General features: G+C 71.7%; 23 protein-coding genes and 1 riboswitch. Of the genes, 16 read left to right on the top strand and 7 right to left on the bottom strand.

Annotation, left to right across the window (positions count from 1 at the left end; translation table 11 throughout):
- Window positions 1–170: 170 nt before the first annotated feature.
- The 3 genes from glyA to gcvT all read right to left on the bottom strand — a co-directional run bounded on the left by glyA (window position 171) and on the right by gcvT (window position 3,094).
- Window positions 171–1,427, bottom strand: coding sequence for a serine hydroxymethyltransferase (glyA, locus tag ABZ990_RS04345; protein ID WP_361224982.1), 1,257 nt, complete (start codon window positions 1,425–1,427; stop codon window positions 171–173).
- Between the two features lie 10 nt (window positions 1,428–1,437).
- Complete coding sequence (gcvH, locus tag ABZ990_RS04340) at window positions 1,438–1,815, bottom strand: glycine cleavage system protein GcvH (protein WP_361224979.1); 378 nt, start codon at window positions 1,813–1,815, stop codon at window positions 1,438–1,440.
- 145 nt (window positions 1,816–1,960) lie between these two features.
- Complete coding sequence (gene gcvT / locus ABZ990_RS04335) at window positions 1,961–3,094, bottom strand: glycine cleavage system aminomethyltransferase GcvT (RefSeq protein ID WP_361224977.1); 1,134 nt, start codon at window positions 3,092–3,094, stop codon at window positions 1,961–1,963.
- Window positions 3,095–3,251: 157 nt separating this feature from the next.
- Window positions 3,252–3,358: riboswitch (glycine riboswitch) on the bottom strand.
- A 420-nt stretch (window positions 3,359–3,778) separates the two neighbouring features.
- Between gcvT and ABZ990_RS04330 the strand changes: the two genes are divergently transcribed.
- The 11 genes from ABZ990_RS04330 to ABZ990_RS04280 all read left to right on the top strand — a co-directional run bounded on the left by ABZ990_RS04330 (window position 3,779) and on the right by ABZ990_RS04280 (window position 16,561).
- The gene (locus ABZ990_RS04330) at window positions 3,779–4,408 is read left to right on the top strand and encodes an AAA family ATPase (protein ID WP_361225110.1); all 630 of its coding nucleotides are present in this window, start codon (window positions 3,779–3,781) and stop codon (window positions 4,406–4,408) included.
- Between the two features lie 309 nt (window positions 4,409–4,717).
- Complete coding sequence (locus ABZ990_RS04325) at window positions 4,718–5,458, top strand: enhanced serine sensitivity protein SseB (protein WP_361224974.1); 741 nt, start codon at window positions 4,718–4,720, stop codon at window positions 5,456–5,458.
- A 259-nt stretch (window positions 5,459–5,717) separates the two neighbouring features.
- On the top strand, window positions 5,718–6,533 hold the full coding sequence (locus ABZ990_RS04320; protein ID WP_361224971.1) for an enhanced serine sensitivity protein SseB C-terminal domain-containing protein: 816 nt from the start codon (window positions 5,718–5,720) through the stop codon (window positions 6,531–6,533).
- A 367-nt stretch (window positions 6,534–6,900) separates the two neighbouring features.
- Window positions 6,901–7,902, top strand: coding sequence for an ABC transporter permease (locus ABZ990_RS04315; protein WP_361224968.1), 1,002 nt, complete (start codon window positions 6,901–6,903; stop codon window positions 7,900–7,902).
- Between the two features lie 121 nt (window positions 7,903–8,023).
- Window positions 8,024–9,787 (top strand): ABC transporter substrate-binding protein, encoded by a 1,764-nt coding sequence (locus ABZ990_RS04310; RefSeq protein ID WP_361225108.1) that lies wholly within the window; start codon window positions 8,024–8,026, stop codon window positions 9,785–9,787.
- A 114-nt stretch (window positions 9,788–9,901) separates the two neighbouring features.
- Window positions 9,902–10,900: an ABC transporter permease gene (locus tag ABZ990_RS04305; protein ID WP_361224965.1), complete on the top strand. Its 999-nt coding sequence runs from the start codon at window positions 9,902–9,904 to the stop codon at window positions 10,898–10,900.
- Window positions 10,897–12,009, top strand: a complete 1,113-nt coding sequence (locus ABZ990_RS04300; protein ID WP_361224962.1) for an ABC transporter ATP-binding protein — start codon at window positions 10,897–10,899, stop codon at window positions 12,007–12,009. The genes ABZ990_RS04305 and ABZ990_RS04300 overlap by 4 nt, the downstream gene beginning before the upstream one ends.
- A 62-nt stretch (window positions 12,010–12,071) precedes the next feature.
- Entirely contained in the window at window positions 12,072–13,301 is a 1,230-nt protein-coding gene (locus ABZ990_RS04295) for a dipeptide ABC transporter ATP-binding protein (protein WP_361225106.1), read from the top strand.
- Between the two features lie 94 nt (window positions 13,302–13,395).
- The gene (locus ABZ990_RS04290; RefSeq protein ID WP_361224959.1) at window positions 13,396–14,070 is read left to right on the top strand and encodes a trimeric intracellular cation channel family protein; all 675 of its coding nucleotides are present in this window, start codon (window positions 13,396–13,398) and stop codon (window positions 14,068–14,070) included.
- 24 nt (window positions 14,071–14,094) lie between these two features.
- The gene (locus tag ABZ990_RS04285) at window positions 14,095–14,982 is read left to right on the top strand and encodes a thioesterase family protein (protein WP_361224956.1); all 888 of its coding nucleotides are present in this window, start codon (window positions 14,095–14,097) and stop codon (window positions 14,980–14,982) included.
- Between the two features lie 415 nt (window positions 14,983–15,397).
- The gene (locus ABZ990_RS04280; protein ID WP_361224953.1) at window positions 15,398–16,561 is read left to right on the top strand and encodes a cysteine desulfurase family protein; all 1,164 of its coding nucleotides are present in this window, start codon (window positions 15,398–15,400) and stop codon (window positions 16,559–16,561) included.
- Between the two features lie 97 nt (window positions 16,562–16,658).
- Here ABZ990_RS04280 and ABZ990_RS04275 read toward each other — a convergent pair whose 3' ends face one another.
- A complete protein-coding gene (locus ABZ990_RS04275) occupies window positions 16,659–17,342 on the bottom strand; it encodes a peptidoglycan recognition family protein (RefSeq protein ID WP_361225105.1) in 684 nt (227 codons plus the stop codon).
- A 247-nt stretch (window positions 17,343–17,589) separates the two neighbouring features.
- Between ABZ990_RS04275 and mnmA the strand changes: the two genes are divergently transcribed.
- Window positions 17,590–18,726 carry a tRNA 2-thiouridine(34) synthase MnmA gene (mnmA, locus tag ABZ990_RS04270; protein WP_361224950.1) on the top strand — a complete coding sequence of 379 codons (1,137 nt, stop codon included), beginning with the start codon at window positions 17,590–17,592 and terminating at the stop codon, window positions 18,724–18,726.
- Between the two features lie 147 nt (window positions 18,727–18,873).
- On the opposite strand, the gene ABZ990_RS04265 is transcribed toward mnmA, so the two are convergent.
- Entirely contained in the window at window positions 18,874–19,875 is a 1,002-nt protein-coding gene (locus ABZ990_RS04265) for an endonuclease/exonuclease/phosphatase family protein (protein WP_361225102.1), read from the bottom strand.
- Between the two features lie 271 nt (window positions 19,876–20,146).
- Window positions 20,147–20,806: an alpha/beta hydrolase gene (locus ABZ990_RS04260; RefSeq protein WP_361224947.1), complete on the bottom strand. Its 660-nt coding sequence runs from the start codon at window positions 20,804–20,806 to the stop codon at window positions 20,147–20,149.
- A 106-nt stretch (window positions 20,807–20,912) separates the two neighbouring features.
- Between ABZ990_RS04260 and ABZ990_RS04255 the strand changes: the two genes are divergently transcribed.
- The 4 genes from ABZ990_RS04255 to ABZ990_RS04240 all read left to right on the top strand — a co-directional run bounded on the left by ABZ990_RS04255 (window position 20,913) and on the right by ABZ990_RS04240 (window position 25,084).
- Complete coding sequence (locus ABZ990_RS04255) at window positions 20,913–21,449, top strand: TIGR00730 family Rossman fold protein (protein ID WP_361224944.1); 537 nt, start codon at window positions 20,913–20,915, stop codon at window positions 21,447–21,449.
- A gap of 416 nt (window positions 21,450–21,865) precedes the next feature.
- Window positions 21,866–23,653: an alpha/beta hydrolase gene (locus tag ABZ990_RS04250; protein ID WP_361224941.1), complete on the top strand. Its 1,788-nt coding sequence runs from the start codon at window positions 21,866–21,868 to the stop codon at window positions 23,651–23,653.
- Window positions 23,650–24,270, top strand: a complete 621-nt coding sequence (locus ABZ990_RS04245) for a hypothetical protein (protein ID WP_361224936.1) — start codon at window positions 23,650–23,652, stop codon at window positions 24,268–24,270. The genes ABZ990_RS04250 and ABZ990_RS04245 overlap by 4 nt, the downstream gene beginning before the upstream one ends.
- A gap of 124 nt (window positions 24,271–24,394) precedes the next feature.
- Window positions 24,395–25,084 (top strand): SDR family oxidoreductase, encoded by a 690-nt coding sequence (locus tag ABZ990_RS04240; protein ID WP_361224933.1) that lies wholly within the window; start codon window positions 24,395–24,397, stop codon window positions 25,082–25,084.
- Window positions 25,085–25,270: 186 nt separating this feature from the next.
- Here the strand turns inward: ABZ990_RS04240 and ABZ990_RS04235 are convergent, their stop codons facing one another.
- On the bottom strand, window positions 25,271–25,489 hold the full coding sequence (locus ABZ990_RS04235; protein WP_361224930.1) for a hypothetical protein: 219 nt from the start codon (window positions 25,487–25,489) through the stop codon (window positions 25,271–25,273).
- Window positions 25,490–25,747 lie beyond the last annotated feature (258 nt).

The following is a 25,747-nucleotide window of genomic DNA, read 5'->3' as shown; positions in this document are numbered from 1 at the left end:
CGAGCTTTCAGCCTGGTCAGGGCCGCTGGGCTCGCCGGACTCGTCGGACTCGCCGGGCTCGTCGGGCTCGTCGGAACATCCCGATGACCGATGTGGATCGTGCCGGTCCGGCGGACCAGCGGGGCCCGTGCGACCGGCTCATGATCGCCTCGGGCCCCGCAGGATCACTACTACAGACCGGGGTACAGCGGGTGCTTGTCGGCGAGCGCCGTCACCCGGGCCTTCAGCGCCTCGGCGTCGAAGCCGGGCTTCAGCGTCTCGGCGATGATGTCGGCGACCTCGCGGAAGTCCTCGGCCTGGAAGCCGCGGGTGGCGAGGGCCGGCGTGCCGATGCGCAGACCGGAGGTGACCATCGGCGGGCGCGGGTCGTTCGGAACGGCGTTCCGGTTGACCGTGATGCCCACCTCGTGCAGCCGGTCCTCGGCCTGCTGGCCGTCCAGCTCCGAGTTCCGCAGGTCGACCAGGAGCAGGTGGACGTCGGTGCCGCCGGACAGCACGGAGACACCGTGCTCCGTGACGTCGTCCGCCACCAGGCGCTCGGCGATGATCCGCGCGCCGTCCAGGGTGCGCTGCTGGCGCTCCTTGAACTCCTCCGAGGCCGCGACCTTGAAGGAGACGGCCTTGGCCGCGATCACGTGCTCCAGCGGGCCGCCCTGGAAACCGGGGAAGACCGAGGAGTTCAGCTTCTTCGCGAACTCCTTCTTCGCCAGGATGATGCCGCCGCGCGGGCCGCCGAGCGTCTTGTGCGTGGTCGAGGTGACCACGTCCGCGTACTCGACCGGGTTCGGGTGCAGACCGGCCGCGACCAGACCCGCGAAGTGGGCCATGTCGACCCACAGGTACGCCTCGACCTCGTCGGCGATCCGGCGGAACTCGGCGAAGTCCAGCTGACGCGGGTAGGCGGACCAGCCCGCGATGATCACCTTGGGGCGGTGCTCCTTGGCGAGGCGCTCGACCTCGGCCATGTCGACCCGGCCCGCGTCGTCCACGTGGTACGCGACCACGTTGAACTGCTTGCCCGAGAAGTTCAGGCGCATGCCGTGGGTCAGGTGGCCGCCGTGGGCCAGGTCCAGACCGAGGATCGTGTCGCCCGGCTGGGCGATCGCGAACAGGGCGGCCTGGTTGGCGGACGCGCCGGAGTGCGGCTGCACATTGGCGTACTCGGCGCCGAACAGCTCCTTGATCCGGGCGATCGCGATCTGCTCGGCGACGTCGACGTACTCGCAGCCGCCGTAGTAGCGGCGGCCCGGGTAGCCCTCGGCGTACTTGTTGGTGAGGACCGAACCCTGAGCCTCCATGACCGCGACCGGAGCGAAGTTCTCCGAGGCGATCATCTCGAGGGTGTTCTGCTGACGGCGGAGCTCGGCGTCGACGGCGGCGGCGACGTCCGGGTCCAGCTCGTGGAGGGGAGTGTTCAGAAGCGACATCGAGTGATCCTTAGTTGCCCGAGAACTCGGTGTACTCGTCGGCGGAGAGCAGATCGTCCGGCTCCCCGGTGACGCGTACCTTGAAGAGCCAGCCACCCTCGAACGGAGCCGAGTTCACCAGCGACGGGTCGTCGACGACGTCCTGGTTGGCCTCGACGACCTCGCCCGTGACCGGGGAGAACAGGTCGCTGACGGACTTGGTGGACTCCAGCTCGCCACAGGTCTCGCCCGCGGTCACGCTCTCACCCACCGCCGGCAGCTGCGCGTACACGACGTCGCCGAGGGCGTTCGCCGCGAACTCCGTGATGCCGATCGTGGCGACGCCGTCCTCGACGGCCGACAGCCACTCGTGCTCCTTGCTGTAGCGAAGTCCCTGGGGGTTGCTCATGGCGTGATTCTCCTGGATCGGGGGAGTGCGGATGAACGGGGGTCTTACGGGATGAGACGGAAGGTGAGACGAATCACCTCAGCGGCGTACGCCAGGGCGCGCGGTCCGGCCCGGACTCGGGCGCCCCTGGGCGTACGACCGCGGTCTACTTCTCGCGCTTGTAGAAGGGCAGCGCCACGACCTCGTACGGCTCGTGGGTGCCGCGCACGTCGATGCCCACGCCCGCCGTGCCGGCCTCGGCGAACGCGGCGTCCACGTAGGCCATGGCGATCGGCTTGCCGAGCGTCGGGGACGGCGCGCCGGAGGTGACCTCGCCGACGACCTCGCCCGCCACGACCACGGACATGCCCGCGCGGGGCACCCGGCGGCCCTCGGCGATCAGGCCGACCAGCTTGCGCGGCGGGGCGGTCTCGGCCGCCGCGGCGGCCTTCTCCAGCGCCTCGCGGCCGACGAAACGGCCCTCGTTCGTGGTCTTCTCGAACTTGACGACCCGGCCGAGACCGGCGTCGAAGGGGGTGAGGGCGGTGGTCAGCTCGTGGCCGTACAGCGGCATGCCCGCCTCCAGGCGCAGCGTGTCGCGGCAGGACAGACCGCACGGGACCAGACCGGCGCCGGCGCCCGCCTCGGTCAGCGCCTGCCACACGCCCTCGGCGTCCTGCGGCTTCAGGAACAGCTCGAAGCCGTCCTCGCCGGTGTAGCCCGTGCGGGCGATCAGCGCGGGCACGCCCGCGACGGTGCCGGGCAGACCCGCGTAGTACTTCAGACCGGCCAGGTCGGCGTTGGTGAGCTTGGCCAGGATGCCGGCGGACTCGGGGCCCTGGACGGCGAGCAGGGCGTACGCGTCACGGTCGTCGCGGACCTCGGCGTCGAAGCCGGCGACGCGCTCGGTCAGCGCGTCGAGGACGATCTGCGCGTTGGAGGCGTTGGCCACGACCATGTACTCGGGGGCCTCGGTCTCACCGAGGCGGTAGACGATCAGGTCGTCGAGGATCCCGCCGTCCTCCTGGCAGATCATCGTGTAGCGGGCGCGGCCGTTGCCCACCGTGGAGATGTTGCCGACCAGCGCGTAGTCCAGGAACGCGACCGCCTGCGGACCGGTGACGGTGATCTCGCCCATGTGCGAGAGGTCGAACAGACCGGCCTTGGTGCGGACCGCCGTGTGCTCCTCGCGCTCGCTGCCGTAGCGCAGCGGCATGTCCCAGCCGGCGAAGTCGGTCATGGTCGCGCCGAGCGAGCGGTGGAGCGCGTCGAGGGCGGTCAGGCGGGGGGCAGTGCTCATGGGGTGACTCCCGGGTCCCAGGCGTGCGGGGGCACGACATGCATGACGGTGAGGACATCCTCCCCATCTGTCATGGAACCTGAGAGGTTCACCGAGGAGTTCCCCGGCTTGCACCTTGGGTGGGGGCGCGACGGCGCGCCCCGCTTTTCAGATCTGCCTCGTCCGCGCGGTACGGGGCCTGAGAGATTCAAGGGAGGTACTTGCTCCTTCGGCGCCCGGCGCACGGCGTATGCCTGTGCCCCGGAACTCTCCCGCGCGGATTCGAGCGGCCGGTATGCGGTTGTACGCGCTGGTGGCGCGGGTACGCGCTCGTGCGAGCGAGTGGCGCGCTCATCATTGCACGGCGGGTCCGCCCGGCAAATCGCTTGTGTCCCATTACCGTTTCTTTACACTTTGTGGGCAGGGTCCTGGCGGGCCCGATCGGGGTTCCGGCATGTCCGACAGGGGGAGATGGCGATGGCGATCCGGCACACCGGTGCGTATACGGCGGACTCCGGCTTACCGCTGCGGCGAGCGGTCGCGGGGCCCCGCCTCCCGGCCCGCACTCCAGGCCGCCTCCCAGGCCGTGCCCCGGGCCGAGTCCCCGCCCCCGCGCCCGCCCCGGACACCGCCCCCGACACCGCCCCCGCCCCCGCCCGTGGGCGGCGGGCTCGCGGGGTGGGGCGCGAGGGGACGCGCGACGGGGTGCGCGAGGCGGTACGGGACAGAGCCCGGGCCCGCACCCGGCGCCGCGGCCGGTTCCTGCGCGACCTGCGCGAGCGCGGCGGGCAGAGCCCCCGCGTCCTCACCTTCGCCGCCGGGGACGTCGTGGTGGTCTCCGGGCTGCCCGGGGCCGGGAAGTCCACGCTCATGGGCCGGGTCGCCGGCGGCCGGGCCGTCGACTCCCAGGACACCCGCGAGCGCTGGGAGGCCCGGCTGCCCCGCTTCCTGCCGTACGCCCTCTACCGTCCGCTCGCCCGCATCGCGCACTACGCGGGACTGCGCCGCGCGCTCGCGGCCGGCGCCGGGGTGGTCGTCCACGACTGCGGCACCCAGTCCTGGGTGCGCGGCTGGCTCGCCCGGGCGGTCCGGCGGCGCGGCGGCGCCCTGCATCTGATCCTGCTCGACGTCGACCCGGCGACCGCCCTGGACGGCCAGCGGGCCCGCGGCCGTACGGTGTCCGGCTACGCCTTCGCCCGGCACCGGCGCGCCGTCGGCCGGCTGATCCGTACCGCCGCGTCCGGCGCCCTGCCGCACGGCTGTGCCTCGGTCACCCTGCTCGACCGGGAGGCGGCCGACGCGCTGCGGAGGATCGACTTCCGGGAGCTCGTATGACGCGCGCGCGTGACGAAACCCGACCCCCTCCCGCTCCCCGTGGCCGGGGCGCGCCGTTAAGGTGCTGATCGCACCCGTGTGGCCCGGCGGGCAGGGGCCGGCGGGGCCGAGGGGCCGGGCCGACGCCGTGGCGGGCGGGAAGCCGCGCCGGGCGGACGCCGGGCGGGTCGAGAAGCCGGGGAAGCCGGAACACCGGAGAACCGGGAAGCCGGAGGACCGGGAAACCGGGTCAGCCGGAAAGTCGGGAAGCCGGGCCGTGAGGTCCGGGAGCCGTGGAGCCGTGAAGGCGCGAAGGGGACGAAGAGCAGCGTGGACGTGACGTGGCCGGGCAATGAACTCGAGGAGATACTGGCCGCCTCGCTCGGCAACCCCGCGGCGGGTGGCCGGCTGGTCGAGGTGCTCGGCCGCAGCAACGTCTGGATCCCGCTGCCCAATGGCGGCGGCCCCGACAGCCCCGACCTCGATCTGCCCACCCTGGAACTGGACGGCGCCGCCTATGTGCCCGTCTTCAGCTCCGAGCGGGAGTTCCGCGCCTGCGTCGGCGACCACATGTCGTACACCGTCGCCCCCGCCCGCGAGTTCGCCCGGGGTCTGCCCCCGCAGCTCGGCATCGCCGTGAACCCCGGCGGCACCATCGGCGTCCCGCTGCCGCCGCCCGCCGTCGTCGAACTGTGCCGGGTCGGCCGCAGCGAGTTGGACGGACCGGCCGCCGGCGGCCGGGTCCGTCTGTTCGAGCCCGACTGGCAGGACGACCCGGTCGACTTCCTGTCCGCCGCGTCGGCCGAGTTCGAGGCCACCGGAGTCGTCGCCACCGCCCGGCGGGCCCTCGCCAGCGTCGAGGGCACCGAACCCGCCCTCTTCGTCGGCGTCCAGCTCGTGGAGGGGACCGAGCCGGACCTGACGGTCCCGCTGGACGCCCTCGGCCGCGCCCTCGGCCGGGTCGAAGTCGCCTGGCCCGTCAACCTCGTCCTGCTCGACGTGGCCCAGGACCCGGTCGGCGACTGGATGCTGGAGAAGGTGCGCCCCTTCTTCCAGCGCGCCGCCGTGTGACGGACCCCCGCTTTAAGCTGAACTCATTCAAGACGCACGGATCCGGCCCGGGCGCGGCGGATCCGGCCCGGTGGGGCCCGGTCCGGTAGGGGCCGGTCCGGCTTCGCCCGGACGCATCCGTACGACCGGGCGACCAGCCGTACGTACGGCCAAGCGGCCAAGCGGCCGGGCCACCGGCCGTACGACAGCGAAGCGATACAGCGACACAACGACATCCGCGACAACCGCGGCGACACGGACAAGAGGGGCGGGACCGAGGGTGAGCGCGTCAGGCACCGCTGCCGCCGGACAGGTCGAGCACATGCTGCGCGAGGTGACGCCGGGGCGTCACGACGCCTACGAGCGGCTGTTGTACTCCCTGGCCGGCTCCGAGGTCTGGATGCTGCTCTGGCAGGGCACACCCGGCGCCCCCGACGCCCAGTACGGGAACATGGAGGTCGACGGCTTCGGCTACGCCCCCTGCGTCACCTCCGCCCAGGAACTCGCCGCCTCCGGCTGGACCCGCGCCCACGAGCGCATCGGCGGCCTGGAGATCGCCCGTGCCCTGTTCCCCGACCGCTGGGGCATCTGGCTCAACCCGCACGCCCCCGGCGGCGGCGTCGGCATCCCCTGGGCCGACCTGCGCCGCGTCGCCACCGGTCTGGACCGGATGCCCGCCGGACCGCTGCGGCTTTCCGAACCGTCGCTGGAGATGCCGCACTTCTACGCGCTTTTGTCGCAGAACGCCCATCGCACCCCGGCCGTCCGCTCGTTGCGCCGCGCCTGGGTGCAGCCCGCGCTCGGCTCCCCGTACCTCGCCATCGGTCTGGACCTCTACGACTCCTCGCCCGCCGCGGTCGAGTCGGTGCGCGCGATGATGCGCCAGACGGTCGGCGCCGTCCCCGACGGCCTGCCGGTGTCCACGGTCGCCATGTCCGATCCGTACGACCCGGTCGCCCTGTGGCTGTACGCGCACGCCCGGCCGTTCTACGACCGTGCCGCGCACGTCGCGCCCGTCGCGCCCCTCACGCCCGGTTACGGCTATCCGCCTGCCGCGCCGGGACTCGGAGCCTCCGTCGCCCCGCACGCCTACTGACGAGTAGTCGGTCGGTCCGCCATAGGTCCGTCACCAGTCCGCCGAATCGTCCGTTTCCACCCTTCCTGCCGCCCCAATTCGCGCCCGTCACGGCGCGGTTGGGGCGGTTGTCCGTTCTGGCCGAATAGTGTCCGAGATGGTCCGCTGAACCAGCCGGAACGTTCGGATAACGGAAGACAACGAACCGCATCACGGTTGCGCAACCATTCCCCACCAGGTCTGGCGGGTGATCGCGGGCCATTGAAGACTCCCCGGAACACCTGGCATTCGGTTTCTTCCGAGCCGGTGTCCAGCAGTTGTTCCACCAAGCCGCTACCCGCGGCGGTCAAGGGCCGGCGACCCGGCGGCCGAGAGGGGTCCTCACCAGATGACGGCACCACAGCAGGAGACGAGTGCGGCCGAACAGGCCGGCGCCGTCGACGCCGTCCCCGGCGCGGCGGCCAAGGCCATCGAAGGCCGTTCCCTCTGGCAGATCGCGTGGACGCGGCTGAAGAAGGACAAGCTCGCGCTCGCGGGCGGCTGCGTCGTCGTCTTCCTGATCCTGGTCGCGGTCCTGGCGCCGTGGATCGTGGCGGCGTTCGGCCACCCGCCGAACGAGTTCCACGAGGACCAGATCGACGCCCTGTTCGGCACCCCGGTCGGCAGCTGGGGCGGCATCAGTTCCGACTTCCTGCTGGGAGTCGAGCCGGTCAACGGCCGCGACGTGTTCAGCCGCATCGTCTACGGCGCCCAGATCTCGCTGCTCGTCGCCTTCCTGGCGGCGGTGTTCGCGGTCTTCCTCGGCACCATCCTCGGCATCGTCGCCGGCTACTTCGGCGGCTGGATCGACGCCGCGCTCAGCCGGGTCATGGACGTCATGCTGGCCTTCCCGCAGCTGCTGTTCACCATCGCCCTGGTCTCCGTGCTCCCCAACGAGCTGCTCGGCCTGACCGGTTCGGGCGTCCGCATCGCCGCCCTGGTCGTGGTCATCGGCTTCTTCGGCTGGCCGTACGTAGGCCGTATCGTCCGAGGTCAGACGCTCTCGCTGCGCAACCGTGAGTACGTGGAGGCCGCCCAGAGCCTGGGCGCCGGCCGGCTCTACATCCTGCGCCGCGAGCTGCTGCCCAACCTGATCGCCCCGATCACCGTCTACGCGACGCTGATGATCCCCACCAACATCCTCACCGAAGCGGCGCTGAGCTTCCTCGGCGCGGGCGTGAAGCCGCCCACCGCCTCCTGGGGACAGATGCTGTCCAAGGCCGTCAACACCTACGAGTCGGACCCGCTGTTCATGGTGATCCCCGGCCTCGCGATCTTCATCACCGTCCTGGCGTTCAACCTCTTCGGCGACGGCGTGCGCGACGCGCTCGACCCGAAGGGTTCGCGCTGACCCGTTCGCCGACGCGACACCACGAAAAGCCCTGCCCCTGCCGTTGCGACAGGGAAATTCTTCCTCGGCGGACCGACCCGAAAAAGGCCCCGCCCCTAACCCGGAGGTTGCCGGAACCATGATGAACACCTCTTCCAGGCGCAGGATCGCCGCGGGCGCGCTGCTCGCCGCGGCCACGATGGTCGCCACCACCGCCTGCGGCGGCGGCAACGGCTCGGACGACAAGGGCAAGGGCACCTCCGGCCTCGCCTTCAACGGCGCCGTGAACAAGGTCCTCAACGCCTCGGACAAGAAGGGCGGCGAGCTGAAGTTCATCGGCACGCAGGAGGCCGACTCGTGGGACCCGCAGCGCGGTTACTACGGCTTCGTGTGGGACTTCGCCCGCTTCTACACGCGTCAGCTGATCTCCTTCAAGGCCGCCCCCGGCGCCGAGTCGACCGAGCTGGTCCCGGACCTCGCCACCGACACCGGCAAGATCTCGGCCGACGGTCTGACCTACACCTTCACCCTGAAGGACGGGGTCACCTGGGAGGACGGCAAGCCGATCACCTCCAAGGACATCAAGTACGGCATCGAGCGCACCTGGGCGCAGGACGTCATCTCCGGCGGCCCGATCTACCTCCAGGGCGTCCTCGACCCCAAGAAGGAGTACAAGGGGCCGTACAAGGACAAGTCCGCCGACAAGCTCGGCCTGAAGTCGATCGAGACGCCGGACGAGAAGACCATCGTCTTCAAGCTCCCGAAGGCCAACGGCGACTTCCTCCAGATGCTGGCGATGCCCGCCGCCTCCCCGGTCCGCCAGGACAAGGACACGGCCTCCAAGTACGGCCTGAAGCCGTTCTCCTCCGGCCCGTACAAGTGGGACTCGTACACGCCGAAGAAGTCCATCAAGCTGGTCCGCAACGACAAGTGGGACGCCAAGACGGACACCATCCGCAAGGCGCTCCCGGACTCGATCAGCGTCACGTTCAGCACGAACGCCGACGACATGGACAACCGTCTGGTCGAGGGCGAGTACGACATCGACATCAACGCGACCGGTGTCGGCGCCGCGGCCCGCCAGAAGGTGCTCCAGCAGCACAAGGAGAACGCGGACAACCCGCAGACCGGCTTCATCCGGTACGCGGTCTTCCCGCAGTCGGTCATCCCGAACCTCGAGTGCCGCAAGGCCATCATCTACGCGGCCGACAGCAAGTCCCTGCAGACCGCCCGCGGTGGCCCGCAGGCCGGTGGCGACATCGCGTCCAACATGCTGCCGCCCATCGTCAAGGGCTCGGACGTGAAGGCCGACCCGTACGGCAAGCTCAGCGGCAAGCCGGACATCGCCAAGGCCAAGGACGCGCTCAAGAAGTGCGGCAAGCCGAACGGCTTCAAGACCACGATCGCGGTCCGCAACAACAAGCCGATCGAGGTCGCGACCGCCGAGTCGCTCCAGCAGTCGCTGAAGGCCGTCAACATCGACGCCCAGATCGACCAGTACGACGGCGCCCAGACCTCCGGCATCATCGGTTCGCCGAAGGTGGTCAAGGACAAGGGCTACGGCATCGTCATCATGGGCTGGGGCGCCGACTTCCCGACCGGTCAGGGCTTCCTGCAGCCGCTGGTCGACAGCCGCTTCCTCCTCGACTCGGGTAACAACAACTACTCCGAGACCAAGGACCCGGCCATCGACGCGCTGTTCGACAAGGCGCTGAAGGAGACCGACCCGGTCAAGGCCGGCGAGATCTACAAGGAGATCAACACCAAGGTCTCCGAGAAGGCGATCTACCTGCCGTTCACCCACGAGAAGAACATCATCTGGCGCAGCTCTCGACTGACCAACGTCTACACGGCCGACGCCTACAACGGCCGCTACGACTACGCGTCGCTCGGCGTCGTCAAGTAAACCGACCCGCTTCAACGGCGCACCACCCGCCGCCAGGTCCGAAGGGCAGGTGATGGCCGCGCGCGGCGGCCGGGCACCCCGTGAAGGGGGCCCGGCCGCCGTCCGGCCGACCGCATGCTTGCATACATCATCCGACGGCTGATCGCCGTCGCGCTGATGCTGATGGTCGTCACGCTCGTGACGCTCAGCATCTTCTTCCTCATACCCAAGCTGACCGGCAGCGACCCTGCCGCGATGTTCGTCGGCAAGCAGGCGGATCCGGCCACCATCGAGGGCATCCGGCAGAAGCTCGGCCTCGGCGATCCGCTCCTCGTGCAGTTCTGGCACTTCGTCTCGGGCATCTTCGTCGGCCGCGACTACGTGGGCGGCGGCTCGTCCATCCACTGCGCGGCCCCGTGCTTCGGCTACTCGTTCAAGACCGAGCAGGACGTCTGGAGCATCCTGGTCGACCGGGTCCCGGTCACCCTCTCCATGGTCGTCGGCGCGGCGATCATCTGGCTGATCCTGGGTGTCTCCACCGGCGTGCTCTCCGCGCTCAAGCGGGGCACCGTGATCGACCGCGCCGCGATGGTCACCGCCCTCGCCGGCGTCTCGCTCCCCATCTACTTCACCGCCATGCTGGCGATGCTCGTCTTCCGCACCCAGCTGGGCTGGCTCGACGCCCGGTACGTGCCGATCACCGAGAACCCGGGCAGCTGGTTCATGGGTCTGCTGCTGCCCTGGGTGACCCTCGCCTTCCTCTACGCGGCGATGTACGCGCGGCTCACCCGCGCCACCATGCTGGAAGTGCTGGGCGAGGACTACATCCGTACCGCCCGCGCCAAGGGCCTCACGGAGCCCGTCGTGCTCGGCAAGCACGCCATGCGCTCCACGATGACCCCCATCCTGACCATCTTCGGCATGGACTTCGGCGCCCTCGTCGGCGGCGCGGTCCTGACGGAGACCGCGTTCAACCTCCCGGGTCTCGGCAACGCCGCCTTCTCGGCGGTCAGCGAGCGCGACCTGCCGATCATCATGGCGGTCACCCTCATCACCGCCGGGTGCGTGGTCTTCGCCAACCTCCTGGTGGACCTGCTGTACGCGGTGATCGACCCCCGAGTGAGGCTCGCATGACCGACAAGCTCGCCAAGACCGGCGCCGCGCTCGGCGAACCGGTCGCCGCGTCCAAGGACGCACCGTCGGACGCCTTCCTCGACGTACGCGACCTCAAGATCCACTTCCCGACCGACGACGGCCTGGTCAAGTCCGTCGACGGCCTCACCTTCCAGCTGGAGAAGGGCAAGACCCTCGGCATCGTGGGCGAGTCCGGCTCCGGCAAGTCGGTCACCTCGCTCGGCATCATGGGCCTGCACACCGTCGGCCAGTACGGCCGGCAGAAGGCCCGGATCTCCGGCGAGATCTGGCTGAACGGCGAGGAGATCCTCTCCGCCGACCCCGACCGGGTGCGCCGGATGCGCGGCCGCGAGATGGCGATGATCTTCCAGGACCCGCTGTCCGCGATGCACCCGTACTACACGGTCGGGCACCAGATCGTGGAGGCGTACCGCGTCCACCACAAGGTCGACAAGAAGACCGCCCGCGCCCGCGCCGTCGAACTCCTCGACCGGGTCGGCATCCCCGAGCCCGCGAAGCGGTTCGACAACTACCCGCACGAGTTCTCCGGCGGTATGCGCCAGCGCGCGATGATCGCGATGGCGCTGGTCAACAACCCCGAACTGCTCATCGCGGACGAGCCGACCACCGCGCTCGACGTGACCGTCCAGGCCCAGATCCTCGACCTGATCCGGGACCTGCAGAAGGAGTTCGGCTCCGCGGTCGTCATCATCACCCACGACCTCGGCGTCGTCGCCGAGATCGCCGACGACATCCTCGTGATGTACGGCGGGCGGTGCGTGGAGCGCGGCACGGCCGAGGAGCTCTTCTACCAGCCCCAGCACCCGTACACCTGGGGTCTGCTCGGCTCCATGCCCCGCATCGACCGCGAGCAGACCGAGCGTCTCATCCCGGTCAAGGGCAACCCGCCCAGCCTCATCAACGTCCCGAGCGGCTGCGCCTTCAACCCGCGCTGCCCGTACGCGGACGTACCCAAGGGCGGCATATGCCGGACCGATCGCCCCGAGCTGAAGCTGACGGAGGCCGGTGACCGCCACTTCGCGGCCTGCCACCTCCCGCAGGGCGAGCGGAACCGGATCTGGACCGAAGAGATTGCGCCGAAGCTGTGAGCGACACCAAGGCCGTGGGCGACACCAAGGCCGCGAGCCATCCCAAGGCGGTGAGTGACACCATGGAGCCCTTGCTCAAGGTCACGGGCCTGCAGAAGCACTTCCCCATCCGCAAGGGGCTGCTGCAGCGCCAGAGCGGTGCGGTCAAGGCCGTCGACGGGATCGACTTCGAGGTCTACCCCGGCGAAACCCTCGGCGTCGTCGGCGAGTCCGGCTGCGGCAAGTCGACGATGGGCCGGCTCATCACCCGGCTCCTCGAACCGACCGGCGGCACCATCGAGTTCGAGGGCACCGACATCTCCCACCTCGGGGTGGCGAAGATGCGGCCGCTGCGCCGCGACATCCAGATGATCTTCCAGGACCCGTACGGCTCCCTGAACCCGCGCCACACGGTCGGCGCGATCATCTCGGCCCCCTTCAAGCTCCAGGGCGTCGAGCCCGAGGGCGGCCTGAAGAAGGAGGTCCAGCGGCTGCTCGGACTCGTCGGCCTCAACCCCGAGCACTACAACCGCTACCCGCACGAGTTCTCCGGCGGCCAGCGCCAGCGCATCGGCATCGCCCGCGCGCTCGCGCTCAAGCCGAAGCTCGTGATCGCGGACGAGCCCGTCTCCGCCCTGGACGTCTCCATCCAGGCCCAGGTCGTCAACCTCCTCGACGACCTCCAGGACGAGCTCGGCCTCACGTACGTGATCATCGCGCACGACCTGTCGGTCATCCGGCACGTGTCCGACCGCATCGCCGTCATGTACCTGGGCAAGGTCGTCGAACTCGCCGACCGCACGTCCCTGTACCAGGCGCCGATGCACCCGTACACGCGCGCGCTGATGTCGGCCGTGCCGATCCCGGACCCGCGCCGCCGGGGCCAGAAGAGCGAGCGCATCCTGCTCACCGGCGACGTCCCGTCGCCGATCGCGCCGCCGCCCGGCTGCCGCTTCCACACCCGCTGCTGGAAGGCGACCGAGGTCTGCAAGACGCAGGAGCCGCCGCTTCTTGAGCTGCGGCCCGGCCAGCGGGTCGCCTGCCACCACCCGGAGAACGCGGAGGGGATCACGATCCCGTCGGCGCGGGAGACGGTGACGGTGGAGGTGACGGCGGGGGGACCGGCGGAGCCGGCGAAGGCGGAGAAGGACGCCGAGGCGAAGGCGGAGGCGGAGGCTGGGAAGCCGGAGGCCGAGGCTGAGGCTGCCGAGGGGTCCGCTGAGGAATCCGCTGAGAAGGCTGCCGGGAAGTCGGCCGAGAAGGCGGCTGAGAAGTCGGCTGAGAAGTCGGCGGACAAGCCTTCGGAGGACTGAGTTCGCGAGCGGTACGCGTGTGAGGCTCCCGTCACTCTTGTGGCGGGAGCCTCATGACGTCGGGGGACCGGGTCGGAGACTGCACAATTGGGCGGTGCTCCACGATTTGTTCAATCCGTCCGTCCAACACGCGCTCGATCTCGTCGGCATCTTCGTCTTCGCGATCTCGGGCGCGCTGCTCGCCGTCCGCAAGAACTTCGACGTCTTCGGCATGGCCGTACTCGCCGAGGTCACGGCGCTGGGCGGCGGACTCTTCCGGGACCTCGTCATCGGCGCCGTCCCCCCGGCCGCCTTCACCGATCTCGGCTACTTCCTGATGCCGCTGGTCGCGACCGTCCTCGTCTTCTTCCTGCATCCGGAGGTCGAACGGACCCAGACGGCCGTCAACGTCTTCGACGCGGCCGGACTCGGTCTGTTCTGTGTGACCGGTACGACGAAGGCGTACGACTACGGACTCGGCCTGACGTCCTCGGCCGTGCTCGGCATGGCCACCGGCGTCGGCGGCGGTGTGCTGCGCGACATACTGGCGATCGAGGCGCCGTCGCTGCTGCGCTGGGACCGGGACCTGTACGCCGTGCCGGCCATCGTGGGCGCGACGATCGTGGTGCTGTCCATCCGGTTCGACGTGCTCAACGCGTACACCAGCACCGCCGCCGTGCTCGCCGCCTTCCTGCTGCGGCTGCTCGCGATGCGCTACCACTGGCGGGCGCCGCGCGCCTGGAACAGGCGTTCGTCCACACGTGAGTCCGAAAAAGCTACCGCTCAGTAGGGTCGGCCCTGTACCGTCGCGCCCATGAGCATGAGCAGCACCGAGACGACCCCGACCCCGGACCCGGCCCAGGCCACGCCCTCCGGTGGGGTGACGAGCGAGTTCGACCGCGACACGGCCATCGCCCTGCGCGAGCCCGGCGTCTACGACGCCGAACTGTCGGCCGGGTGGACGATCATCCAGGCCGTGAACGGCGGCTACCTCCTCGCTCTCCTCGGCCGCGCGCTCGGCGACCACCTGCCGCACCCGGACCCGTTCACGATCTCGGCGTACTACCTCACCCCGTCCGTGCCGGGCCCGGCGGTCATCCGCACCGAGACCGTCCGCACCGGCCGGACCCTCTCCACCGGCCAGGCGTCCCTCTTCCAGTACGCGGAGGACGGCACCGAGGTCGAACGCATCCGCGTCCTCGCCTCCTACGGCGACCTCGACACGCTCCCCGACGACGTCCGCACCTCCGCGACGCCGCCCGCGCTCGCCCCGATCGACCAGTGCTTCGGCACCTCCGACGGCCCCACCCCCGACATCCCCGGCTCCTCGGCCATCACCGAACGCCTCGACCTGCGGCTCGACCCGTCGACCGTCGGCTGGGCCATCGGCGCACCCTCCGGCAAGGGCGAGATGCGCGCCTGGTTCGGCCTCGCCGACGGCCGCGACCCCGACCCGCTGTCCCTGCTCCTCGCCGTCGACGCGCTGCCGCCGACCTCCTTCGAGCTCGGCCTCAAGGGCTGGACCCCCACCGTCGAACTCACCACCCACATCCGCTGCCGCCCGGCCCCCGGCCCGCTGCGCGTCTCCATCACCACCCGCAACCTCGCGGGCGGCTTCCTCGAAGAGGACGCCGAGGTCTGGGACTCCGCCGACCGCCTGGTCGCCCAGTCCCGCCAGCTGGCGCGCGCACCGCGGGGTTAGTGGCGCGCGTCGCGCCGTGGCTCTCCCCTGCCGAAGGCGGGGGAGGGTCGGGGTGCTGGAGTGGGGTTCGCGGCTGTGGGGGTTGGGGGTAGGTGCGGCGCTGAGGCTGGGCCCGCCACCGGAGGCCCCGTGAGTGCGGGCCACACCCATGCCGTCACGTCTTTGTGCGGGCCGGCCTCTACGGCCGAGTGAGCCGAAGGGGTGCGTCGGGGGAACAGTGCCGAACGCGCACAGGCCCGCGAGGAACGAGTGGGCCGAGCACGATCGGTGCTGTGAGTCCGACTCCAGCACCCCGGAGGCGAACCGAGGCACAAAAAAGATGTGCCGTCCCCGGGTGACACCCGTCTCAGTCCCGGCCCCGCACCCCGGACACCCTCCCGCGACGGGTGGGCGGGCTCGTAGAATCGGTCCCACCATGGCTTACCTCGACCACGCCGCGACCACGCCCATGCTCCCCGAGGCGATCGAGGCGATGACCGCCCAGCTCGCCGTCACGGGCAACGCCTCCTCGCTGCACGCCGCCGGCCGGCGTGCCCGGCGGACCGTGGAGGAGGCCCGTGAAGCCCTCGCCGGGGCGCTCGGGGCCCGGCCCAGTGAGGTCGTCCTGACGTCCGGCGGCACCGAGGCGGACAACCTCGCCGTCAAGGGCCTGTACTGGTCCCGCCGCGCCGCCGACCCGGCCCGCACCCGCGTTCTCGCCAGCCCCGTCGAGCACCACGCCGTCCTCGACGCCGTCGACTGGCTGGCCACGCACGAGGGCGCGACCGTCGAATACCTGCCGGTCGACTCCTACGGCCGGGTCCACCCCGACGCCCTGCGCGAGGCGATCGCACGCGACCCCGGATCCGTCGCGCTCGCCACCGTGATGTGGGCCAACAACGAGATCGGCACCGTCATGCCGGTCCGTGAACTCGCCGACGTCGCCGCCGAGTTCGGGGTTCCGCTGCACGCCGACGCGGTCCAGGCCGTCGGCCAGGTCCCGGTCGACTTCGCCGCGTCCGGACTCGCCGCGATGACCGTGTCCGGCCACAAGATCGGCGGCCCGTACGGGATCGGCGCGCTCCTCCTGGGGCGCGAGCACACCCCCGTACCCGTGCTGCACGGCGGTGGCCAGGAACGGCACGTCCGCTCCGGCACGCTCGACGTCCCCGCCGTCGCCGCCTTCGCCGTCGCCGCCCGGCTTGCCGCGGAAGGCCGCGAGGAGTTCGCCCGTACGGTCGGAGCCCTGCGTGACGAGCTGATCGACGTCGTCCGTACCGCCGTCCCCGACGCCATCCTCGGCGGCGACCCGGTCGACCGGCTCCCCGCCAACGCCCACTTCACCTTCCCCGGCTGCGAGGGTGACTCGCTGCTGCTGCTCCTCGACGCCGCCGGCATCGCCTGCTCCACCGGCTCCGCCTGCACCGCGGGCATCGCCCAGCCCAGCCACGTCCTGCTCGCCACCGGCGCCGACCCCGACCTCGCCCGTGGAACCCTGCGCTTCAGCCTCGGCCACACCTCCACCAAGGAGGACGTGGCGGCGGTCGCCGAGGCGATCGGCCCCGCCGTCGAACGGGCCAGGGCCGCTGGCCTGAGCTGACCGATCGGCCCCGGGGCCAATCGGTCGGGGGTCGGGATCCGGGGTCGGGGGTTTGGCGCCGGTCTCGGAACCGGCCACCCGGCCCCACTCCCGGCCCTCAGCCCAGCTTCGCCCGCGCCTCCCGCACCAGCCGCAGATACCGGGGCCAGTCCCAGTGCGGCCCCGGGTCGGTGTGATCGGTTCCGGGCACCTCCACGTGCCCGATGACGTGCCGCCGGTCCACGGGTATCCCGTAGCGGTGGCATATGTCCGCCGTGAGCCGCGCCGACGCCTCGTACATCTCCGGCGTGAAATCCTCGGGCCGGTCCACGAACCCCTCGTGCTCGATCCCTATGCTGCGCTCGTTCATGTCCCGGTTCCCCGCGTGGAAGGCCACGTCGAGCTCCCGGATCATCTGCGCGATGTGCCCGTCCTTGCGGACCACGTAGTGCGCGGCGGCCCCGTGCCCCGGGTCCTGGAACACCTTGAGCGCGGAGCCGTAGCTGCCCTGCGTCACATGGATCACGACCCGGTCGATCGGATAATCGCCGGGGCGGTTGGCGCGCCGCCAGTTGTAACGGGACGCCGCCACCCACTCCGCGCCCTTGTGATCCAGCTCGCCCTCGACCCGCTTGGCCTCCACCCCGGGCAGCCGCCACCACAGCCGGCCGAGCTCGTCCCGGGCGAACACCGCCGTCCCGGCGACCGCGACCGCGCCGCCGACGAGCACGGCCCGTCGCCCGGGCCCCGCCGGCCCCGCACCGCTCCCGGCCGCCTTGCCCGCACCCGCACCCGCACCCATGCCCTTGCCCACGCCCCCACCCGTGCCCGTACCCGTGCCCCCACCCGTACCCGCGCCCATGCCCACACCCCTGCTCTCGGCCCTGGCGCGGCCCCGGCCCGCCGATCTCTTCCCCGGATCCGTCACGACGTCCTCACCGGCTCCTTCGCGGCCGGCTTCCCCGCCCGCATCCCCGTTGTCCCCACATGACGAAAGAACGCGCACGGCCGCGACCCCGGTTCCCGGCGCCCCGTACCCTGGTAGGGCTATGACTCAGACCCCGCCGCAGCGCCCCCTCCGCGTCCTCGCCGCCATGTCCGGCGGAGTCGACTCCGCCGTCGCCGCCGCCCGTGCCGCCGAGGCGGGCCACGACGTCACCGGTGTGCACCTGGCACTCTCCGCGAACCCCCAGTCCTTCCGCACCGGCGCGCGGGGCTGTTGCACCATCGAGGACTCCCGTGACGCCCGGCGCGCCGCCGACGTCATCGGCATCCCCTTCTACGTGTGGGACCTGGCCGAACGTTTCCGCGAGGACGTCGTCGACGACTTCATCGCCGAGTACGAGGCGGGCCGTACGCCCAACCCGTGCCTGCGCTGCAACGAGAAGATCAAGTTCGCCGCGCTGCTCGACAAGGCCCTCGCCCTCGGCTTCGACGCCGTCTGCACCGGCCACTACGCCACCGTCGTCACCTGCGAGGACGGCGTCCGCGAGCTGCACCGGGCCTCCGACCAGGCCAAGGACCAGTCGTACGTGCTCGGTGTGCTCGACGAGAAGCAGCTGGCGCACGCCATGTTCCCGCTCGGCGACACCCTCACCACCAAGGACGAGATCCGGGCGGAGGCGGAGCGGCGCGGTCTCGCGGTCGCGAAGAAGCCCGACAGTCACGACATCTGCTTCATCGCCGACGGCGACACCCGGGGCTTCCTCGCCTCCCGCCTGGGCACGGCGGAGGGCGACATCGTCGACGAGTCCGGTACGAAGGTGGGCACCCACGAGGGCGCGTACGGCTACACCATCGGCCAGCGCAAGGGCCTGCGCATCGGGCACCCCGCGCCGGACGGCAAGCCGCGCTACGTCCTCGACATCTCGCCCGTGAACAACACCGTCACCGTCGGCCCCGCCGAGGCCCTCGACGTCACCGCGCTCACCGCCATCAAGCCCCGCTGGTGCGGCATCGCGCCCGACGGCCCCGGCCGCTACACCGCGCAGCTCCGCGCGCACGGCGACGAGACCCCGGTCAGCGCGGTCATGGTGGACGGCGGACTGTCCGTCACCTTCGACGAGCCGGTCCGGGGCATCGCCCCCGGGCAGGCGATCGTGCTGTACGACGGCACCCGCGTCGTCGGTTCGGCGACGATCGCGACGACCACGCGCCGGACGGCGGAAGCCACCGCCGGAGCCTGAGAAACGGTCCCGGCTGTAGGCCCGTAGGCCCGTAGGCCCGGATGCCCGGGCGCCCCGATGACGAAGAAGAGCGGTCGGCCTGATGGCCGGCCGCTCTTCCGTGTCCTATGTCCTATGTCGTATGCCCTATGTCCCGCGTCCCGTCGGTCACCAGCCGACGCGCGCCGCCACCGGCAGATGGTCGCTGCCCGTGTCCGGCAGGACCCACGAGCTCTTCGGTGCGAGGCCCCCGACCAGGATCTGATCGATCCGCGCCACCGGGAAGGACGCCGGCCAGCTGAAGCCGAAGCCGCGCCCGGCCGCCTCCTGGACCGAACGCAGCCGCGAGGTCAGGCCGTCGAACACGCGGTCGTCGGTGGTGCCGTTCAGATCGCCGAGCACCACCACCCGCTCGTTCGGCTCGGCGGCGACGGCCTGGGTGAGCGCGACGGCGCCGGCGTCGCGCGAGTCCGTCCAGAAGCCGCCCCTGGGCATCAGCCGTACCGACCCGAGGTGGACCACGTACACCGCGAGGGGTCCCCGTTCGGTGGTCACCGTGGCGCGCAGCGCCCGGGGCGGCTCCACGGGACGGTCCTCGGACCGCCGGGTCTTCGCCAGCGGCCCGACGTCGCCCCGCAGGACGTCGACCGCCCGGGAGTCCGACAGCGGCAGCTTGCTCCACAGCCCGACCGTGCCCTGGACCGAGTGGTACGGGTAGGCCGCCGCCAGCTCGCGCGCGTACACGTCGGCGGCCCGCGGAGTCATCTCCTGGAGCGCCAGCAGGTCCGCTCCGGCGGCGGCCAGATCGTGGGCGGTACCGACCGGGTCGGCGTTCTCGGCGTTGACGTTGTGGCTGACCAGGGTGAGGTCGCCGCCCGGCTGGGACCGGTCGGAGAACAGGCCGCCGAAGAGCGCCAGCCACGCCGACACCGGCAGCAGCAGCGCAATGACCGCCGCGGCCGAGCGACGCCACAGGGCCCCGGCGAGGAGCAGCGGGACGAACAGACCGAACCAGGGCAGGAACGTTTCCACCAGGCTGCCGAGACCACCCCGGTCCGTGATCCCCGAGTGCAGCGCGAGCAGCAGACCGAGGAGCAGCGCCGCCACCGTGAGCACCGGGCCGCGCGTCCACGGGCCCGGCTTGGCCAGGCCGGGGACGGCCCGTCGTATGCGGCGCGGGCGGGTGCCCGGAACGTCTCGTCGTGCGTCGTCCACGGGCGGTCGTCCTTCGGGAGGGTGCGGGGGTGCGGGCGGTGCGGGTGGTGCGTACGGCCGGAGCACCGGGCCGTGGTGGCGGCCCCGCGCGTGCCGGCGAACGGAAGCAGTCTCCCAGTGCGCGCGCTCCCGGCGGCGGGGGAGGGGGCCTCACCCCCTCATGACGCGGACCCTCGCACCGCCGCTCCGACCCGACCCGGGCCCCACCCCGCCCGGCCCCGCCGGATCACACCCCCGCCAGTTCCCTCGCGTGGAAGTCCGCGAGGACCGGCGCGAGGACGTGCGGGGCGACCTCGTGCGTCTGGCCGGTGAGGGTACGGTGCCGGCCGCGCGGGACGGCGGCGGCGACGGTACGGGCCGCGCGCCGCGTCCCGGCCGGGCTCGCCCCGCCGTCGACCACGAGTACGCGCGCGTGGACCCGGTCCAGCCCGCCCGCGTCCACCACGCCGTACGCCCGCTCGCCCCCCGACACCCACTCGCCCTCCTCCTCCGCCGCCGCGCGGACCGGCAGCGGCGGCTCGTACACCGACAGCTGACCCACCGGAACCCCGGCCGCCACCGCCGCGAGGGCGAGCGTGCCGCCGGACGCCGTGCCATGCATGGCCGCCGTCGTGCCGGTCTCCTCGCGCACCGCCTCGACGAGCGCCGCCAGATCGCCGATCTCCCGCGCTTCCCGGCCGGCCCGGCGGTCGTACGCGACCACCGTGAAGTGCCGGGCGAGCAGCGCGGCCAGCGCCCGCTCGCTCCCGTCCGTCGCCGCCCCCGGCACGCCGCCCACCAGGATCAGCGGCGGGCCGTCCCCGCACCGCTCGTAGGCGATTCGTGTGCCGTCCTGCGCCCTGACCAGGCCCTTGGTGCGGGCCGGTGTGGTTGTCACCTCGTCCATGAAAGAGGAGACCGCAGGCCCGCGCGGAACTCATCGCTCGCCGTCGGAAAATCTCGAAAAAACCCCGATGTCACAGGGTGTCAGTGCCAGGGCCTACGGTTCTGTCATGAATATCTGCGTCTTCCTCTCCGCCGCCGACCTCGCCGACCGATACACCGTCCCCGCCCGCGACTTCGCGGAGCGCATGGGCAAGGCGGGCCACACCCTGGTGTGGGGCGGCTCCGAGTCCGGCCTGATGAAGGTCGTCGCGGACGGTGTCGAGGAGGCCGGGGGCCGGCTGGTCGGCGTCTCCGTCGACTTCCTCGCCGCCAAGGCGCGTCAGGGCGCCGACGAGATGGTCATCGCCAAGGACCTCGCCGAGCGCAAGGCCCTGCTCCTCGCCAAGTCGGACGCGATCGTCGTCATGGTCGGCGGCACGGGCACGCTCGACGAGGCCACCGAGATCATGGAGCTGAAGAAGCACGGCAAGCACGACAAGCCGATAGTCCTGCTCAACACCGCCGGGTTTTACGACGGCCTGAAGAGCCAGTTCCGCCGCATGGAGGAGGAGGGCTTCCTGCCGGTCCCCCTCGCCGACCTGGTCTTCTTCGCGGAGGACGGCGAGGCCGCCCTGGCCTACCTGGAGTCGAGCCGCCAGGCCTGACCGCGCGCGGGGCCCTGCCCCTGTCCGGACCGTCCGCGCGCCTCACCGCGCGCGGGCGGGTCTTGCCGCGTCCACGCCCCGTCACGTCCGAGCCCCTCGCCCGCGTGCCCCGGCACCGACGTGTCCGACGACATGTCCGACGAAGCGTGCACCGACCCGTCCGACGACGTGCCCGACGACGCGTGCACCGACCCGTCCGACGCCCCGTCCTACGTAGCGTCCGACGACATGTCCGACGCCCACGCGTGCGCCGTCTCCGATACGCGATCGGGTGGCCCGTGTTCCCCCGCTGACGTACCGGCCACCCGATCGTGTGCCGATCGGCCGCGCGGCACCGCCGGAGGGGACCGGCGCTACTAGCGTCGGCGCGTGACCCACTTCACCACCCGCGCCCGCGCTCCGTACGGGCCGCGCCGATGAGCACGGCAGGCCCCGCCCTGACCTGGCGGCTGCTCCGGGATCTCAGGCTCACGGAACTGGCGGAGGCGGGCGACGGCTGGCAGCAGCTCTCGCACCGCGCCGGCACCGACCGGGGCCGTGTCGACCGGGCGATGACCGCGCGGCTGCGCGAGACCCAGGCGGGCGAGTCCGCCGAGGCCGCGCTCGGCCGGCTGCGCCGGCTGAGCCGTAACTTCCATTACCTGCACACCGAGTGCGGCCTGGTCCGGTCCACCCTGGACGCCCTGGCGGCGGACCTGGCCGAACCCCAGCGCCGGCTCCAGGACGCACTGCGGGACGCCGAGGAACGGGGCTTCACCGTCCACGAGGACGGCTCCGTCGCCTACCCGGCCGCCCCCGCCGACAGCCCCGTCCCGGGCGTCGGCGACACCACGGCCCCCGGCGGTACGGCCCGGGGCAGCCTCCCGCTGGACCCGCGCCGCCTCGCCGAGGCCGCCCGGCACCCCCTTCCCTTCGCCTCCGCCAACCCGCATGCCGCGCGGGCCCAGGACATCGCCGACCGGATCGCCGACGCCGTCACGACCGCCGCCTCCCTCGACGCGACGTTCGCCAGGACCCTGGACGGCCTCCGCGCCGCCGAGGGGCTCGACGTCACCGGGAAGACCTGGGAGGACGTGGCCCGCGACACGGCGGACGTCCGCTCGGCGGTCGGCCACCACCTCGTCGCCGCCGTCCCCGTGGACAAGAGCCCCGCCGACCGCCTCGCCTGGTGGGAAGGGCTCACCGACGAACAGCGCCGGGAGTACCTGGACATCGCCCCCGACCTGATCGGCGACGTCGACGGCATCCCCGCCGCCGTCCGCGACGAGGCCAACCGCCGCTATCTCCCGCTCCTCATCGAGGAGATGGAGGAGGAAGGCGGCCAGGAGTCCAAGATCGAGGCTCTCCGTATGATCCAGGACCGGCTGGACGAGCCGAGCGAGCCGCCGATGTTCCTGCTCGACGTCGACGACAAGGGCAACGGCCGCGCGATCGTCTCCTACGGCGACCCGGACACGTCCCGGAACGTTTCGGCGTACGTGCCGGGACTGGGCACGAAACTGGACGCCGATTTCGTGACGGACACGATGAAGCGCGCCCAGGACACGGCCATCGGGGCACGCCGGCTGGACCCGTCCAGCGCCGCGATCGTCTGGCTCGGCTACGAGGCGCCCAACGCGGCGACCGTCCTGTCCACCGGCAACGCGACGGCGGGCGCGCCCGCGTACCGCGCGTTCATGGAGGGACTCGACGCGACGAACAAGAACGCCGATCCCCATCTCACGGCCATCGGCCACTCGTACGGCTCGCTGACGGTGGGTACGGCGGCCCGCCAAAGCGGCGGGATCCCGGGCGTGGACGAGGTGATCCTGCTCGGCAGTCCGGGGGTGGGAGTGGACCGGGCCGAGGACCTTGGCGTGGGAAGGGAACACGTTTTCGTCGGGTCGGCGGAGAACGATCCGGTGACACACCTCCCCACGCCGGTCGAGTTCGCCCTCGGGGCGGTCATGACCGCCGGTCCTGTCGGGGCGCTCCAGGCGAGCCGTGTCACCGACCATCTCTACTTCGGCCGGGACCCGGCCGCCGCCGGCTTCGGAGCGCAGCGCTTCGAGGTCGACGACGGGCCCAGGATGGTCGCGGATCTGGGCGGCTTCGACGCGCATTCCCAGTACTTCACGCCGGAACTGGACCGTCAGTCGGCCAACAACATCAGCCGGATCGTCGTCGGCCGGCCCGACCAGATCACCAGGGAGGCGTACCGGTGAAGCGAGGGGAGCGGAGGCCGCTGCGGCGCGCCGTCGCCGTCGTCGTCCCGGCCGTCGTCCTGGCGGGTGTCATCGTGGCCGGCTGCGGACAGCGGAGCGGCGGAGGAGCAAGCACGGACATGAACATGCAGGAGGCGGCGGAGCGCGCCGACGGGATGCTGGACGAGACGCTGAAGGCCGTCGTGCCCGAGGTCCAGTGGGCCCATGAGACCTGGACCAGCGGGAGTTGCACGGTGACCCGGCGCCGGACCGTGACGACGGTCATCTCCGAGCAGCGGCGGGGCAATTTCCTCGGGGTGATCGAACGCTCCTGGAAGAAGAGCGGCTACGAGATCACCGGGGTCAACCGGAATCAGGAGATGCCGTCGATCTTCGCCCGGAGCCCCGAAGGCTTCCAGTTCGATCTCACGGTCGGCCACCAGGGGCAGGCGTTCTTCGACGTGACGACGCCCTGCGCCGGGAAGTCGGACGTCGCCGAGCCCGTGACCGCACCCAACGGTCCTCGGTACGCCTACGGCAAGATCCCCACCCCGCACGTCCACTCGGACTTCTGGTCCGCCACCACCCCGGTTCCCCCCTCCCCCTCCGTCCCCTCGCCCGCCCGGCCCTCTTCCTGACGACAAAGGCCCTCGGGCCCCCGCCCGAGCCCCGCCCTCTGCCCGTGCCCGGCCCCGCCCAAGCTCCCGACACAAGCCCTGGTCAGAGCCCCCTGGCCGGATTCCCTGGTGAGACCATGGGGCCATGGCTACTCATGTGATCACCGGAGCCGGCTCGGGTATCGGGGCCGCCGTCGCGCGGCGGCTGCACGCGCGCGGGGACGAACTCGTGCTGCACGCGCGCGATGCCGGGCGGGCGAAGGAGCTGGCGGCGCAATTCCCGGGGGCGCGGACGCTCGTCGGGGACCTCGCGGACCCGGACCGCCTGTCGTGGGCGTTCTCGCACCAGAAGATGCCCGAGCGCGTCGACACGCTGGTGCACGTCGCCGGTGTCGTCGACCTCGGGCAGGTCGGCGAGCTGACCCCGAAGGCATGGCACCATCAGCTGAACGTCAATCTGATCGCCCCCGCCGAACTGACCCGGCACTTCCTGCCCCAGCTGCGGGTCGGCAAGGGGCACGTGGTCTTCGTCAACTCGGGCTCCGGCCTGCGCGCGAACGCCGAGTGGAGCGCGTACGCCGCCTCCAAGCACGGCCTGAAGGCGCTCGCCGACGCGCTGCGGCTGGAGGAGCACGGCAACGGGGTGCGGGTCACGTCCGTGTACCCGGGCCGGACCGCGACCCCCATGCAGGTGAAGGTGCACCAGGCGCAGGGGGAGGAGTACGACGCGGAGCGCTGGATCGACCCGGAGTCGGTCGCCACCACGATCGTCATGGCGATCGACCTGCCGAGGGACGCCGAGGTCAACGATCTGACGGTCCGCCCGGGCCGCTGAACGCCTGTGCCGACGTACGACAGCGGTCGCGCGTCGGCACACGAGCGGTGACCGGAGACGGCCGCCGCCCGGGCGGGCCGATCCCGCCCGGGCGGCGGCTCCGGCCTCCCGGCCTCAGCCTTCCCGGCCTCAGCCTTCCCGGCCTCAGCCTTCCCGGCCTCAGCCTTCCCGGCCTCAGCCTCGGCCTCAGTCCTCTCCGCCCAGACTGACGGACCCGGTGGTGTTGCCGTCCCAGATGACATCTCCGGCGTTCACGATGCCGGACCCTTGGATGGCGACGGTGTCGGTCTGGGTGTGGCTGATGTCGATCTGCCCGAGGCCGTCGGCCGCCTGCCCGGCCGCCGGGGCGGCGAGGGCCAGGGCGAGCCCCGCGAACGCGGCAGCCGCCAGGTTGCGAACACGCATGATTCCTCCAGGTTTTAAGGGGATGTGCGACCACCCCATCGCACGGCGGCCCCGCGCGGCGGCCGACACCCTGAGGGGAACGGCCGGACTCCCCCGACCGGGCCCAGGCCATGGCCCCGCTCCTGCTCCTGCTCCCACGTTCACCTCCCCTGGGCCGCGCCCCGACCCCACCCCGACCCCGCCCCGGCCCCGCCCCACCCCTTCGCGCCCGAACCGTCGCCGACCCCCCGCCGCGTACCCTTCCGGGGTGAGCGAGAA

The organism is Streptomyces sp. NPDC046203, from assembly GCF_040646255.1.
Classification (GTDB): Bacteria; Actinomycetota; Actinomycetes; order Streptomycetales; family Streptomycetaceae; genus Streptomyces.
The sequence above is the reverse complement of the archived record's forward strand: the minus strand, read 5'-3'. Positions and strand labels throughout refer to the sequence as shown.